The organism is Nocardiopsis ansamitocini, from assembly GCF_030268225.1.
GTDB classification, from domain to species: Bacteria; Actinomycetota; Actinomycetes; order Streptosporangiales; family Streptosporangiaceae; genus Nocardiopsis_D; species Nocardiopsis_D ansamitocini.
Genome location: NZ_BSQG01000001.1, coordinates 632,213 through 645,516 on the forward strand (window position 1 = coordinate 632,213; position 13,304 = coordinate 645,516).

General features: G+C 69.5%; 12 protein-coding genes. 4 read left to right on the forward strand and 8 right to left on the reverse strand.

Annotated features, from left to right (window positions below):
* Window positions 1-64: 64 nt before the first annotated feature.
* From QSJ59_RS02855 to QSJ59_RS02865, 3 genes are all read right to left on the reverse strand, one after another.
* The gene (locus tag QSJ59_RS02855) at window positions 65-1,144 is read right to left on the reverse strand and encodes an alanine racemase (RefSeq protein ID WP_285757074.1); all 1,080 of its coding nucleotides are present in this window, start codon (window positions 1,142-1,144) and stop codon (window positions 65-67) included.
* Window positions 1,145-1,172: 28 nt separating this feature from the next.
* A complete protein-coding gene (locus QSJ59_RS02860) occupies window positions 1,173-2,069 on the reverse strand; it encodes a hypothetical protein (protein WP_285757075.1) in 897 nt (298 codons plus the stop codon).
* A gap of 477 nt (window positions 2,070-2,546) precedes the next feature.
* Entirely contained in the window at window positions 2,547-2,732 is a 186-nt protein-coding gene (locus QSJ59_RS02865) for a hypothetical protein (protein ID WP_285757076.1), read from the reverse strand.
* Between the two features lie 25 nt (window positions 2,733-2,757).
* On the opposite strand from QSJ59_RS02865, the gene QSJ59_RS02870 reads away from it, so the two are divergent.
* Window positions 2,758-3,276: a CGNR zinc finger domain-containing protein gene (locus tag QSJ59_RS02870; RefSeq protein WP_285757078.1), complete on the forward strand. Its 519-nt coding sequence runs from the start codon at window positions 2,758-2,760 to the stop codon at window positions 3,274-3,276.
* 96 nt (window positions 3,277-3,372) lie between these two features.
* On the opposite strand, the gene QSJ59_RS02875 is transcribed toward QSJ59_RS02870, so the two are convergent.
* From QSJ59_RS02875 to QSJ59_RS02885, 3 genes are read right to left on the reverse strand one after another with little or no spacing between them, the layout of a single operon-like run.
* Complete coding sequence (locus QSJ59_RS02875) at window positions 3,373-4,926, reverse strand: tripartite tricarboxylate transporter permease (protein ID WP_285757079.1); 1,554 nt, start codon at window positions 4,924-4,926, stop codon at window positions 3,373-3,375.
* The gene (locus QSJ59_RS02880; RefSeq protein WP_285757080.1) at window positions 4,927-5,610 is read right to left on the reverse strand and encodes a tripartite tricarboxylate transporter TctB family protein; all 684 of its coding nucleotides are present in this window, start codon (window positions 5,608-5,610) and stop codon (window positions 4,927-4,929) included.
* A gap of 2 nt (window positions 5,611-5,612) precedes the next feature.
* Window positions 5,613-6,608, reverse strand: a complete 996-nt coding sequence (locus QSJ59_RS02885) for a Bug family tripartite tricarboxylate transporter substrate binding protein (protein WP_285757081.1) — start codon at window positions 6,606-6,608, stop codon at window positions 5,613-5,615.
* Between the two features lie 254 nt (window positions 6,609-6,862).
* Here QSJ59_RS02885 and QSJ59_RS02890 point away from each other — a divergent pair, with 254 nt between their 5' ends.
* From QSJ59_RS02890 to QSJ59_RS02900, 3 genes are read left to right on the forward strand one after another with little or no spacing between them, the layout of a single operon-like run.
* Window positions 6,863-8,536 (forward strand): sensor histidine kinase, encoded by a 1,674-nt coding sequence (locus QSJ59_RS02890; RefSeq protein WP_285757083.1) that lies wholly within the window; start codon window positions 6,863-6,865, stop codon window positions 8,534-8,536.
* Window positions 8,533-9,219 carry a response regulator gene (locus tag QSJ59_RS02895; RefSeq protein ID WP_285757084.1) on the forward strand — a complete coding sequence of 229 codons (687 nt, stop codon included), beginning with the start codon at window positions 8,533-8,535 and terminating at the stop codon, window positions 9,217-9,219. Before QSJ59_RS02890 ends, QSJ59_RS02895 begins: the two co-directional genes overlap by 4 nt.
* A 46-nt stretch (window positions 9,220-9,265) precedes the next feature.
* The gene (locus QSJ59_RS02900; RefSeq protein WP_285757085.1) at window positions 9,266-9,565 is read left to right on the forward strand and encodes a DUF4031 domain-containing protein; all 300 of its coding nucleotides are present in this window, start codon (window positions 9,266-9,268) and stop codon (window positions 9,563-9,565) included.
* Between the two features lie 22 nt (window positions 9,566-9,587).
* Here the strand turns inward: QSJ59_RS02900 and QSJ59_RS02905 are convergent, their stop codons facing one another.
* Together QSJ59_RS02905 and QSJ59_RS02910 are read right to left on the reverse strand one after the other, a co-directional pair.
* Window positions 9,588-10,271 carry an HD domain-containing protein gene (locus tag QSJ59_RS02905; RefSeq protein ID WP_285757087.1) on the reverse strand — a complete coding sequence of 228 codons (684 nt, stop codon included), beginning with the start codon at window positions 10,269-10,271 and terminating at the stop codon, window positions 9,588-9,590.
* Window positions 10,272-10,512: 241 nt separating this feature from the next.
* Complete coding sequence (locus tag QSJ59_RS02910; RefSeq protein WP_285757088.1) at window positions 10,513-13,011, reverse strand: glycoside hydrolase family 2 protein; 2,499 nt, start codon at window positions 13,009-13,011, stop codon at window positions 10,513-10,515.
* Window positions 13,012-13,304: the final 293 nt, after the last annotated feature.

Consider the following 13,304-nt stretch of genomic DNA (forward strand, 5'->3'; position numbering starts at 1 on the left):
GTCGGGGACGCGGGGAACGCGCTCGGCCGCCTGGAAAGCGACGCGCTCCGGGCGGTCCCAGGCGTCAGGTGTTGGCGCCGCGGGCGGCGACCTCCCAGCGATCGACCACCGCGCCGTCGGCGACGACCAGCAGGTGGTCGGCGAGGTTCACCGCGGTGCAGACGTGGTTGGGAGCGACCCGCAGCAACGTTCCGAGGTCGGGAAGCGGGGTGTCGTGCGGCCAGTCCACGGTCGCGTGGTGTTCGGAAAGAGCACTGATGCGGGCATCGGGATGGTCGGGCAACCGGCCGAACCCCGACGCCCAGGCCGGGCGGTCCGCACCCAGGACCTTGCTCCCCGCGTCCAGTACGACGCGCCCGCCGGAGCGGGAGACGACGGTCGCGGCTGCGGTCAGTGCGATATCGGCGGCTGTGCAGGTGCCCAGCTCCCATTGCTGGGCATCACCGAAAACGTACACGCCAGGACGCAACTCGGTCAGGCCCGAATCCGTGTCATGGGCGGCTGTGGGTGTGGAACCTCCGCTGACAACCGGACACTGCACGCCTCTGGCACGTAGGGCGTCCGCCGCGAGGTGCAGCGCACGGGCCTCGTCGTCGGCGGCCGGGACAGCGTGCCCCGGCCCATAACTGTGACCGGGGAAGGTGAAGACGCCCCGGACGTCGAGCCCGGCGCGTGCGGCCTGTTCTGCGACGCGGCCGGCCTCCTGCGGAAGCACACCGGTTCGGTGGTGGCCGCTGTCGACCTCCACGAGAACCTCGATCGGGTGCGTGCCACCGGCATGGCGGGCCAGCGCCCGGGCGCCTTCCCCCGAGTCGATGCCCACCCGCAGGCGGACGCGCTCGGCGACGGCGCGCAGGCGCGCGCCCCGGGCTGCGTCCACCCACAGCGGGTAGGCGATGAACAGGTCGTCGACTCCGGCGTCGGCGAACACCTCGGCCTCGGCGACCGTGGCGACGGTCAGGCCGTGGGCGCCCGCCGCCAGCTGGCGGCGGGCGACCTCGACGCTCTTGTGCGTCTTGGCGTGCGGACGCAACCGGATCGCGCGGTCCACGGTCCGAGCGGCCATCGCCGCCACGTTGGCGTCGAGACGCTCGGCGTCGACCAGTAGGCAGGGCGTGGTGATGTCATCAGACCGCAATCGCATACCGATCAGTCTGACATCCTGCGTCCGCCTAGACGGGTGCGACCTTGCGGGCGACCCTGGCCATCAGGCCGGGCTTGCGGTGCCGCCCGGACGAGTCGCCGTGGACCGCGGCATTGCGCTGTTTGACCACGAAGACCGTGGCCGCGGCCGCGGCCACGATGGCCAGGGTGACTCCGCTGGAGGCCATCGGAAGGTCGTTGGACGCCAGGTCGAAGGAGTTGCCGGTTCCGGCCTCGGTACCGGCGGTGGTGTCGGTCGCACCTCCGGAGCCGGGAGCCGCCTGCTGGGCGTCCCCTCCTCCGGGAGGAGCCTGGTCACCGCCGCCTGCGGCACCGGACTGGTCCTGGGAGTCCTCGGACCCCTCCGTCCCGTTGCCGGCCGCCGCCTGATCGGTGGACTCCTCGCCGCCGGAGTCCTCGGCCTTGGACTCCTCCTTGGGCGTCTCTTCGGTCTTCTCCGCCTTGGGCAGTTCGGAGACCGCACTGTCGCACTTGGTGGAGGAGTCCTGGAAGGGGTGGGGTGTGCCTTCGGTGCCGTTACCGTCACCCCACTTGGTGATGTAGTACTCGACGTCGATGTGGCCGTTGCCGCCGCTCACGGTGAGGCTGGAATCGTCCCAGGACTCACCGGTCAGGTTGGCGAACGTCTTGCCGTCGAGGTCGAGCATGACGTGACAGTCGTTGGACGGGACGCCGGGCCCCCGGTCACCGATGAAGAAATCGGCGCGCTCACCGTTGTAGGTGACGTAGCCCTCGGTGCCCAGCGGCCAGCTGGGTGCCGCGAACAGGCCCTCTTGCATGGGCTCGCCGGACGCGGGCGCGCCGGTGTCGCCGTTGATTCCGGATCCGTCGTCCCAGAAGTAGGACGCCTTGACTTCGCCGTGCAGGAGCACATCGGCGTCGCTTTTTCCAGTGGAAGGGTTCATGAGAAGAAGGAGGGGTTGACGACAGGGGTCGAGCCGTTCCCGTCCGGACCCTCATCCTTGCGACCACGAAAGAGGCAAGGGAGGGTAACCCGGTTGCCCGGGGCGTGTCATGACTGGGTCGTCAGACGACTGACGCGGTTACCGCTTGGAGTGCGGGGCCTTGAGGGGGCCGGTGGAGCAAAGAAATGCTCCGCACCGCGCGAGACAGGTTGGGTGTCCCTGGATCGGGAACCACCCGGGGCTCGACATCGGCCGGTCTGTTCGTGGCCACGAGGCAGATCACGAACCGATCACAAAGGACTCTAACTCACGAAAAAGCAAAAACGGATTATAAATCGCTAAAACCACCGAGAGCATCCTTTGCGTTACTCTTTGCGATAAGCCCAGCTAGCCGCATATGGCGATGATTTCCGCGCACTGACAGCCATACTGCGCCCCACGCACTCCCCAAGAGCACGCCAAATGGTGATGCAGGTCTCAGTTTGCAGTGCTCCACGGAACCGCCCCGACCCCGGCGACCGTGTCGAAACGCGCCATGTCCACCCAGCGCCGCCCACATGGGCAGCAGCGATAGCGGACGATCCCCTCGGATGTGTAGTGCGAGGACTCCACCCGGGCCGCCACAGCGGCACGGCCACAGGCCGAACATGACTCGTTGCTCATGCCTCCAGCCTGATGTAATGGCCTTATGCAGTTCAACACTTACGGTGGGGTCGGGGCGTTCCTCTCCGCGCAACTGCTCAACTCCACCGATCGCCGTGCCTCTGCGCTGAGTGTGATCCTGGCCGCCCACGGGATCAGCAACCCGGTGATCGACGACGAACAGGCCGAACGGCTGGCCCTCTGGACCGAACGCCTGCGCCCGGTCTTCGGCGAGCAGGACCTCCAACACCAGATCACCGTGGTCAACGAACTACTCGCCGATACCGCGACCGGGGTACGGGTCTCCACCCACGACGGCGGCACCACCCCGCACCTGCACTACGTGAGCCAGGAACTGGAGACCGTGCAGAGGGTCAGCGCAACCATGGCGGGCGCACTCGCGGTCGCTGTCTGCGGAGCGGGAGGCAACCGGCTCGGCTGCTGTGTCCGGGAAGGCTGCGAGCTGGTGTTCGTGGACACCTCACGCAATGGCCGGCGCCGTTTCTGCTCGGTGTCGTGTGCCAACCGGGTCAACGTGGCGGCGCACCGCGCGCGGCTGCGGTGAGCACCGCCCCGCGGCACGGCGGGACGGTGCGCCGATGCTTCGGGCCCGCGTCCGCCGTGGCGGGCGCGGGCCCGAAGCCGACAGGAAAAACCCTTCCTAGCCGTTCACCTGCTCATCGGTGCGGATCGGTGCGGCCTGCACGGCACGCCTCCCCCGCCAGATCCTGATCCCCAGGGGAACCACGACCGACAGCACGACCAGGGTGTACAGGGCGATCGAGATGCCGCTGCCCACGAGGATCGAGGGGTCCCCGGAGGAGGCGGCAAGCGCCCGGCGCAGCTCGGTCTCCGCGATCGGCCCCAGCACGACACCGATCAGTGCCGGCGCGACCGGCACCCCGAACTTGCGCATCGCGAAGCCCAATGCGCTGACCAGCAAAAGCAGCACCAGATGGAACACCGAGGCGTTGATCGCGTAGACCGCGAGCACCGAGCACATCGTGATGCCCGCGTAGAGGTAGGGCTTGGGCAGGCGCAGGAGCTTCGCCCACAGCGGCGCGAAGGGCAGGTTGATGACGAGCAGCAGGACGGTGCCGATCATCAGGCTGGCCAGCAGCGTCCAGACCAGGTCGGCATTGCGCTCGAAGAGCACCGGCCCCGGCTGCATTCCGTACTGCTGGAACGCCGCGAGCATGATGGCCGCGGTCGCGGAGGTGGGCAGACCCAGTCCCAGAAGCGGGACCAGCGTTCCGGCCGCGCTGCTGTTGTTGGCGGATTCCGGACCGGCGACACCCTCGATCGCACCCGAGCCGAACTCGTCGACCCCCTTGCCCCGCGCTGCCCTGCGCTTGGCGAGGCGTCGCTCCAACCCCAGCGAAAGGAAGGTGGGGATCTCCGCGCCGCTTCCGGGGATCGGGCCGAAGGCCGATCCCATGGCGGTCCCGCGCAGCCACGGTTTCCAGGACCGGGCGAAGTCGCGCCTGCCCAGCCAGGGCGTACCGGAGCGGATCGCCGAGAGGTCCGGGCCGGAGCTGCGGCGCGAGGCGACGTAGAGGACCTCGCCCAGTGCGAGCAGCCCGACGGTGATGACGACGATGTCGATGCCGTCGAGCATGTTGGGGATGCCGAAGTCGAAGCGCTGTGCCCCGCTCTGGGAGTCGATTCCCACCAGGCCGATGGCCAGACCGATCAGCAGCGAGGAGATCCCGCGCAGCACCGAGTTGGATACGACCGCTGCGACGGCCACGAAGGAGAACACGGTGAGCGCGAAGTATTCGCCGGGTCCGAACTGCAGGGCCAGGCGCACCATCGCGGGAGCGAACATCGCCACCAGGAAGGTGGCGATGATGCCGCCCACGAACGAGCCGATGGCCGCGGTTCCCAATGCCTGCGGACCGCGTCCGTTGAGAGCCATCTTGTGGCCCTCATAGGTGGTGGCGATGGAGGACGCCTGACCCGGCGTGTTGAGCAGGATGGAGGTGGTCGATCCACCGAACATCCCGCCGTAGTAGACACCCGCGAACAGAATGAACGCGCTGGTGGGGTCCATCCGGAAGGTGACGGGCAGCAGCAGCGCGACAGCCATTGCCGAGCCCATTCCGGGCAGGACGCCCACGGCGGTACCCAGCAGGACGCCCAGCAGCGCCCACATGAGGTTCTCGAAGGTCAGCGCACCGGCGAACCCGTCGAGAAGCAGCGACAGGGATTCCATCTAGAAGATCAACTCCACGAGTCCACCGGGCAGGGTCAGCCCGAGCCCCATCGAGAAGCCCACCTGGATCGCGCTGGCCATGGCCAGGGCGACGATCGCGTCGCGCAGGTAGTGGCGAGCTCCGAAGGCGTAGGCGACACCCCAGAACAGCATGCTCCCGGCCAGGATCCAGCCGAGGAAGTCCAGCAGCGCGATGTGCGCGGCCAGGGTGAGGGCGATGATGAGCACCGGCGACCACTCGGTGGCCGGGATTTTGGCGGACACGCCGGGACGCCCCTCCGCCAGGGCCTGCTTCTCGCGCCGGGCCGTGCGCACGTTGACGACGCCCATACCGACGGCGACCGCCACCAGCAGTCCGCCGATCACTCCGGGGAAGAACCCGGGACCGGGCGGGGTGGGGTCGGGGGCGGTGATGGTGGCCGCACCCCACAGGGCCACCAGGCCGAAAGCCAGAACGACCGCGGGGAAGACCCACGCGCCCGGACCGGTCCAGGGGGTGGTTTCGGGATCCGGCGCGGCAGCGGGCAGGACTGCCTCTTCCACCGGGGCGTCGGCGACTGCTCCGGACGCATCCTGTCCGGGCGCGGTCCCGGTGGCGACGGTGCCCTGCGCCTGGGAGTCCGGCTCCCGTTCGGGAGCGTCGTCGCCCACGAGCCAGGTGTTCAGCGGTTCTCGGGTGCTCATCTTTAGAACCCCAGCTCCTTAACGATCTCGCGGGTCAGGACGATCTCCTCGTCGAGGAAACTCTCGAACTCCGCACGCGGCTGGTAGGTGTCGGTCCAGCGGTTGCGCTCCAGGGTGTCGGCCCAGGAGGGCGACTCCACGATCTCGGCGACCAGGGCGCTCAGCTCGTCGATCTCCTCCTCGGCGAGGCCGGGCGGGGCGATGACGCCGCGCCAGTTGGCGAGCTCCACGTCGTAGCCCTGCTCCGTGAGAGTGGGGATGTCCTCGAAGCCCTCGATGCGCTCGGGGGCAGAGACGCCGAGCGCACGGATGGGCCCGCCGTCGAGCTGGTCCCGGAAGTCGCCCAGGGTGCCGAAACCGGCCTGGGAGGTGTTGGAGAGCAGCGAGGTCAGGACCTCACCGCCGCCCGAGTAGGGGAGGTAGTTCATGGACCCCGGATCGACGCCCGCCTCGGCTGCGGTGAGGCCGGCGAAGATCTGGTCGACGCCGCCCATCGACCCCCCGGCGACCGGGAGGGTTTCCTCCTGCTCGCGCCACGCCTGGACGAAGTCGTCCACCGTCTCGTAGGGGGAATCGGCCGGCACGACCACGACTCCGTACTCGGAGGCGAGCTGGGCGATGGGGGTGACGTCGTCCATGGTGGCGGTGGAGTTGGTGGTCTCAACCGCGCCGACCATGCCCAGGCCGGTCATCGTGAGGACGTTGGCCTGGCCCTCGCGGTTGGCGGTCTGACGCAGCCCGATCGTGCCACCGGCGCCGGCGACGTTCGTGACCTGCACGTTGTAGCGCAGCTCCTCGTCACGGAGGCCGTTTTGCAGCTCGCGGGCGAGCATGTCCCAGCCCCCGCCGGGCGCGGCGGGCGCGACCAGGATGACCTTGGCACCGGCGCCGGTTCCCGACGCGGCGCTCTCGCGCACGTCCACCACTGCGGTCGCCAGGAGTACGACGGCGACCGCTCCGCCCACCGCACCCAGCAAGCGACCGTTCGGCCCTGCCATACGCGCTCTTCCCTTCATGCCGTCCTACGGCTGTACAGAGGAGGAATCAGGGCACGAGAAACCGGGAGGAAAAGAGATGTTCACCCCGTTTTTTCACGTGCGTCCTGGATCACATTGTGCGGGCGGTCACACGGTGGTCCGAGACTTGTGGGCACTGTCGCCATACTGGTCATATTGGTCGCAGCCGCAGACCGATCGGTATGCGACAGTGGACTCCGCTCAGCACGCCTCTCCAAAGCCGAAGGTCACCCGCCGTGTCCGCCCCACGCAACCGCAGCCGGTTGTCACTCACCGGCTACCTGTTCTTCTCGCACCTGCTCCTGCTCGCCCTCGCGCTGGGGGCGACCGGCCTTTTGTGGTTCACGTTCCTGGATCGTGAGATCGACGAGCTCTACACCGAGCGCGTGCTCGGGATCGCCCGGATGACGGCGACCCTGCCCGAGATCCGGACGGCCTTCGACTCCGAGGACCCGGCCCGGGTGATCGCGCCGATCGCCGCCGGCCTGACCAGATCGGCCGAGGCACAGTACATCGTGGTCGCCGACCTCGACGGCACCCGTTACTCCCACGTGGACCCCTCGCTGATCGGGCAGAAGGTGTCCACTCCGCCAGGCTCGGTATTGGACGGCCAGGAGTGGACCGGCACGGAGGTCGGCACCCAAGGGCGCACCACCCGGGCCAAGGTGCCGGTGCGCGACGCAGCGGGGCCGGTGGTGGGATATGTGTCGGTGGGCATTCTGGAGTCCGACATCGACGAGGTCAGCGCCGGCGTGGTCCCGGCCATCGCCTCGACGGTCGCGGCGGCGCTGGCCCTTGGGGCGATCGGGGCGTTCCTCATCTCCCGGCGGGTCCGGGCCAAGACGCACGGACTGGAGCCCAGTGAGATCACCGCCTTGCTGGAAGGCCGCGAGGCACTCCTGTACGCGGTGCGCGAGGGCGTCCTGGGCCTGGACGCCGCCAACCGGTTGACCCTGGTCAACACACCGGCGCGCGCGATGCTGGGCCTGGACACCGACTGCGAGGGCCGCTCCCTGGCAGAACTCGGGCTCAGCGGCCGGATCCACGACGTCCTGTCCGGGGCCGACCCCGGTGCCGACGGCATCGTGCTCGCGGGTTCGCGGGTCCTGGTGTGCAACAGGATGCCTGTGCGCGTGGGCGGCCAGGACGGCGGCGCGGTGGTGACCCTGCGCGACCGCACCGAGCTGGAACGCCTGACCGGCGAACTGGACGGTGCCCGCACCCTCACCCGGGGGCTGCGTGCCCAGAGCCACGAGTTCGCCAACCGCATCCACACCGTCGCCGGCATGCTGGAGTTGGGCGCCAACGAGGAGGCACGCTCCTTCCTCGCCGAACTCTCGGCGGCCCACGCCGAGGTCAGCGCTGAGGTCACCGAACGGGTCGGTGACACCGCACTGGCCGCGCTGGTACTGGCCAAGTCCGCCCAGGCCACCGAACGCGGAGCACGGCTGCGGTTGTCACCCCTGACCGCGGTACCGGGGCCATTGGCGCACTCCCTGCGCGCCGACCTGCTGTTGGTGGTGGGCAACCTGGTGGACAACGCACTGGACTCGGTGACCGCCGACGATCCCGACGGCTGGGTCGAACTACTGGTCCTGGCCCACCGACGCTCAGCGGACGGGGCACCGCGCGACCTGGTGGAGGTCCGGGTGCTGGACTCGGGCCCTGGGGTGGATCCGGCCCTGGCCGAGGAGATCTTCTCCCTCGGGTTCACCACGAAGGTCGCCCAGGACGGCGGCGCACGCGGCCTGGGCCTGGCCCTGGTGCACCAGGCATGCGCCGGCCGCGGGGGCGAGGTCACCGTGGACGCCCCCGGGGATGCGGGCGGGTCCGCTTTCACCGCCTATCTGCCGTTGGCCGACGGCGAGGCCCTTGACCACAACGAGGACGCGGAGACGGGGCGACGGTGATCAAAGTACTGATCGTGGACGACGACGTGCGGGTGGCGCACAATCACCGCGACCTGGTGGATTCCCTGGAGGGGTTCACCGTGGTGGAGATTGCGCACTCGGCTGCCGCGGCACTGTCGGCGGTGCAGCGCAAGCGTCCCGACCTGGTCCTGCTGGACCTGTACCTGCCAGACGGGTCGGGGATGTCGGTGTTGCGCACGCTGCGCGCTCCCGCTGTCCCTGCCGATGCCCACCCGGTAGATGTGCTGGTGGTCACCGCGGTACGCGACATGGAGCAGGTGCGCGCGGCACTGCATGGCGGGGCGGTGCACTACCTGCTCAAGCCCTTCTCGATGGCGGCGCTGCGCGACCAGCTCGAACGCTACTCCACCGCCCGGCGCCGGCTGAGCCGCAGCGAGGAGGCCACCCAGAGCGAGGTCGACCGGCTGTTCGGGCTGCTTCGCCCGGCGCCCCCGCAGGCGCTACCCAAGGGGTTGACCCCGGCCACCGCCGAACTGGTGGGCGGCGCGTTGCGCGAGGCGGGCACCGACCTGTCGGCCGCCGAGGTCGCCGAGCGGACAGGCGTCGCCCGGGTGACGGCTCGTCGCTACCTGGAACACCTGTGTGCCGATGGCAGAGCCGAACTGCGGATGCGCTACGGCTCCACCGGGCGTCCGGAGCACCGTTACCGCTGGGTGCGCTGAGCAGGCAGCGGAACCGCTGCCGGAGAAGCCCACTATTGTCGCAACGGTGAGCGTTTTCATCGACCCGCCCGCGTGGCCCGGTCCACGCGGGCTGCTGTGGTCCCACCTGATCAGCGACGCCTCCTACGCAGAACTGCACGCCTTCGCCAGGGCGCTGGGGGTTTCCGAGCGGGCGTTCGAGCGGGACCACTACGACGTACCCGAGACCCTGTACTCCCGCGCCCTGCACCTGGGCGCAGCACCGGTGCCGGCCCGCACGATCGTGGCCCGGCTGCACGCGGCCGGGCTGCGTCGGCGCAAGAACGCCCAGCCCCGAGTCGCGATCCCCGGCCCGGACGGGAACTGATCCACCCCGCACGCCGGCCTGTTCAGTCGCGGGGCGAACCCGCTGCGGTGGGCTCTTGGGCGGTCGGGGCCGGCCCGTCCCCGATCAGCCAGGCGATTTCGGCGGAGACGTTGGCCTGGGCCCGCTCCTCCCAGCGGTCCAGCGCGAGGGGGGTGTGGTAGAGGCGGGGCGACGCCAGGAGTGCACCCAGGACCCTGGCCCGCCCGGACCGGAAATCGCTGTCGGCCACGTGTGCGTACTCTTCCCGTACAGCAGCGGCATACTCGGCGTATTCGGCGGGCTCGGCCGCCAGGATCGCAAGATCGGCATCGCACAGGACCTCGGCGTCGAGGTCGCCGGGGTCGGGGGCGTGGCCGGCGGTGACGCGGACCAACCGGGCCACCTCTCCAGCGCGTTCGGCGGTGAGGCCGCAGGTGGGGAGAAGGAGCTCGGCCAACCGGGCGCTGGCCTCCTCGTCCTTTCCGGGTTCGCCCTGGTAGACCGCATCGTGGAACCAGGCAGCGTAACGCACGGAGGCGGTGTCGTGCGCTTCCTCGGCCAACTCGTCGACGGCGGCCAGGACCGCGCACAGATGATCAAGGGTGTGATAGCTGCGATGGGGTTCGGCCCAGCGGGCGAGCAGTTCCGCGCCCACCGCGGCCGCCTCGCTGCCCGTTCCGGCGAGGGCACTCCAAGCGTCGGACAGGTCCGGCCAGTGTGGCGACATCTTCGATGTTCCTCCCTCTCCCCGTCAATAGTGCCTGCTCTGGGCGCTCCGCGTTGAGAAACCCCCGACCTCGCCAGCTCCTACCCGCAGGGCAGACGGTTTGTCCTTCCCGGAAGGGAACCGACCGTGGAAACATCGTTGCGAAACGCGAGTGGCGCGCGACCGGTACGGTCGCGCGCCACTCGCCTGCGGCCCCGGAGAGCCCGCTATTTCCCTCCGGGACCCGTCATGGGACCCCCTGTCAGGCTTCTCCCCCACCACCGGGGATCAGCGCGTCGTTGACCGTGCGCAGCACCGGAGCCCGCACCACCGCGTCGACGTCCAGGGCCGCGCCGTTTCGGACCGTGAAGGTGTGCGATTCCCCCGGAAGCAGCGTAACCAGCATCTCGTCGGCTTCGGCCGCAGGATCGAGACGGTCGGCGAACAGCGCGAGATCGCGCAGCAGGGTACGCGCCAGAACGGTCACCTTCAGGTCGGCGCCCTCGGGGGCCGCCTTGGCCTCGAACTCCGGCCGAGGATAGGCGATGTCGATGTCCTCGGCAAAGAACCACCAGGCCCGGCGGGCTCCGGTTTCAGCGGTGAGCAGTTCTGCGGCGGCTGACACCGGAGAGGCGACCTCGACCGGGACCGGCACTCGCACCAGGCCGCGCGGCGGCACGGCGAAGGGCTCAGCTGCCTCGGCCAGGACGGTGCCGTCCAACGCCCTGCGAGCGAGCATCGCGGTTCCCGACCACTCCTGGTCGGTGTCGTTGGCCACCACCAGGACCAGACCGTCGCCCTCCGGCTGGACCGTGGCCAACCGGTCCGCGTAGACCGCGCGCAGCGCGTACCACAGCGGCTTGTGCCGCCCCTGGCCGTCTACTGCCGCCCACGAGGTGACCGGCCAGCAGTCGTTGAGCTGCCATACGACCGAGCCGGTGCAGTCGGGCCACTGGGCGCGGAAGTGCTCGATTCCCAGGGTGATCGCACGCGCCTGGTTGACCTGGGTGAGGTAGTGCCAGTCGTCGAAGCCTTCTGGCACGCCGAAGTGCGGGGCGAGGCCGCGGGCCAGCTTGCCGTTGCCGTCCTGGGCCTTCTGGCGGTGCAGCATCCCCGGTGAATCGGGGGCGAGCTCGGACTCCTCCAGAACCGCGCGCAGCGTGGCATAGGCGGGCGGCGCCTGGAACCCGAACTCCGCGACGAAGCGGGGCCGGTAGTCGCGGTAGACGGTGTAGTCGACCTGGTTCCAGACGTCCCAGATGTGGGAGGAGGCATGCCTGGGATCGTTGGGATGGAGGTCGGGCGTGCCCGAGTAGGGACTGCCCGGCCAATAGGGCCGGGTCGGGTCGAGTTCGGCGACCACGCGCGGCAGGAGTTCGAGGTAGTACTTCTCCCCCCAGGTGCGCCCGGCCAGCGGCTCCTTCCAGTCCCAGTCCCAGTAGCCCCAGATGTTCTCGTTGTTGCCGTTCCACAACACCAGGCTGGGATAGGGGGCGAGCCGGACCACCGCCTCGCGCGCCTCCGCCTCGACCTCTTCGGCCAACGGGGACTCCTCCGGGTAGGCGGCGCAGGCGAAGAGGAAGTCCTGCCAGACCAGGACGCCCCGCTCGTCGCACAGCTCGTAGAAGTCCTCGCTCTCGTAGCGGCCCCCGCCCCAGATCCGCAGCAGGTTCATCCCCGCCGCGGTGGCCTGGTCGATGCGCTCGGCGTAGCGGTCGCGTCCGACCCGCGTGACGAAACAGTCGTCAGGAATCCAGTTGGCTCCCTTGACCAGGATCGGCGTGCCGTTGACGAGAATGGCGAACCTCCGGCCCCCTTCGTCGGCAGCGGTGTCCAGCCCCACCGTGCGAAAGCCGATCCGGCGCCGCCACTGCTCCAGCAGCCCGCCCTGTCCACCGGCCGGGTCGAGTTCGACGACCAGGTCGTACAGCGGCTGTTCTCCGTAGCCGCGCGGCCACCACAACTGGGGGTCGGCCACGGTGACCTCGACCTCCGCGGAATCGGCGCCGGGTGCCACCTCCACGACGGCTTCCCGGCCGGCGACACGGGCGCGCACCAGCAGCGCGGTGTCGGCGCCGTTCTCGGTGCGCTCGATCTCCGCTCTGATCAGGACCTGTCCGCGGGTGGAACCGTCACGGTCGCGGACTACGGCGACCTGGGGGACCACCCGGGCCAGGCGCGCGGTGCTCCAGGCGTGCAGCCGGATGGGACGCCAGATCCCGGAGGTGACCAGGGTTGGCCCCCAGTCCCACCCGAAATTGCAGGCCATCTTGCGGATGAACTGGAAGGGCTCGGGATAGGCGTTGGGGCGGTCCCCGAGCGCCTCGCGCACCGCTTCGGCCTCCGCGTAGGGCGAGGCGAAGTCGACGGTGAGCTCGTTGTCGCCCGCGCGCAGGGCGGAGGTGACGTCGAACCGATAGGCGCGGTGCATGTTGCGGGTGCGCCCGAGTTCCGTGCCGTTGACCGTGAGGGTGGCGACGGTGTCCAGTCCCTCGCACTCCAGGTCCACGCGCTCGGCCCCAGTTGCCTCGACGGCGTCGAAGGCAGTGGTGTAGCGCCACGCGGCCCGCCCGATCCAGGCGAGCTCGTTCTCGTTGGTTCCGACATAGGGATCGGGGACGAGTCCTGCCGCGAGCAGGTCGGTGTGCACACAGCCGGGAACGACTGCCGGCACCTGCGCGGCTACCACCTCACCGGGAACGGCGGGGCCACCCAGGCTTCGCAGGGTCCAGTCGTCGCACAGGTCGATGCGCACTGCCATGTGATCTCCGCACGTGAGCCGGGGTGGAAATGGCGACGCGGACGAGTGCGACCCGAAAACCGGAGGGAGGAAGGGTGCGTGCTCCGGCGCCGGGCCGCACCCAGCTCCTTGTCGGCGTTCAACGGTGTCCGCCGCTTGTTCAAGCAAAACGCTAAACCGGTTCAGTGTCAAGGCTCATAAAGGAAAACGGATGTTCCGGGCTTTTCATTTCCGACGCTTTGAATAGCGCACTCCGGGCATGGGAAAGCGTCGGTGGATCTTTTGGGGCCCACCGACGGAATCGGCCTCGCCCA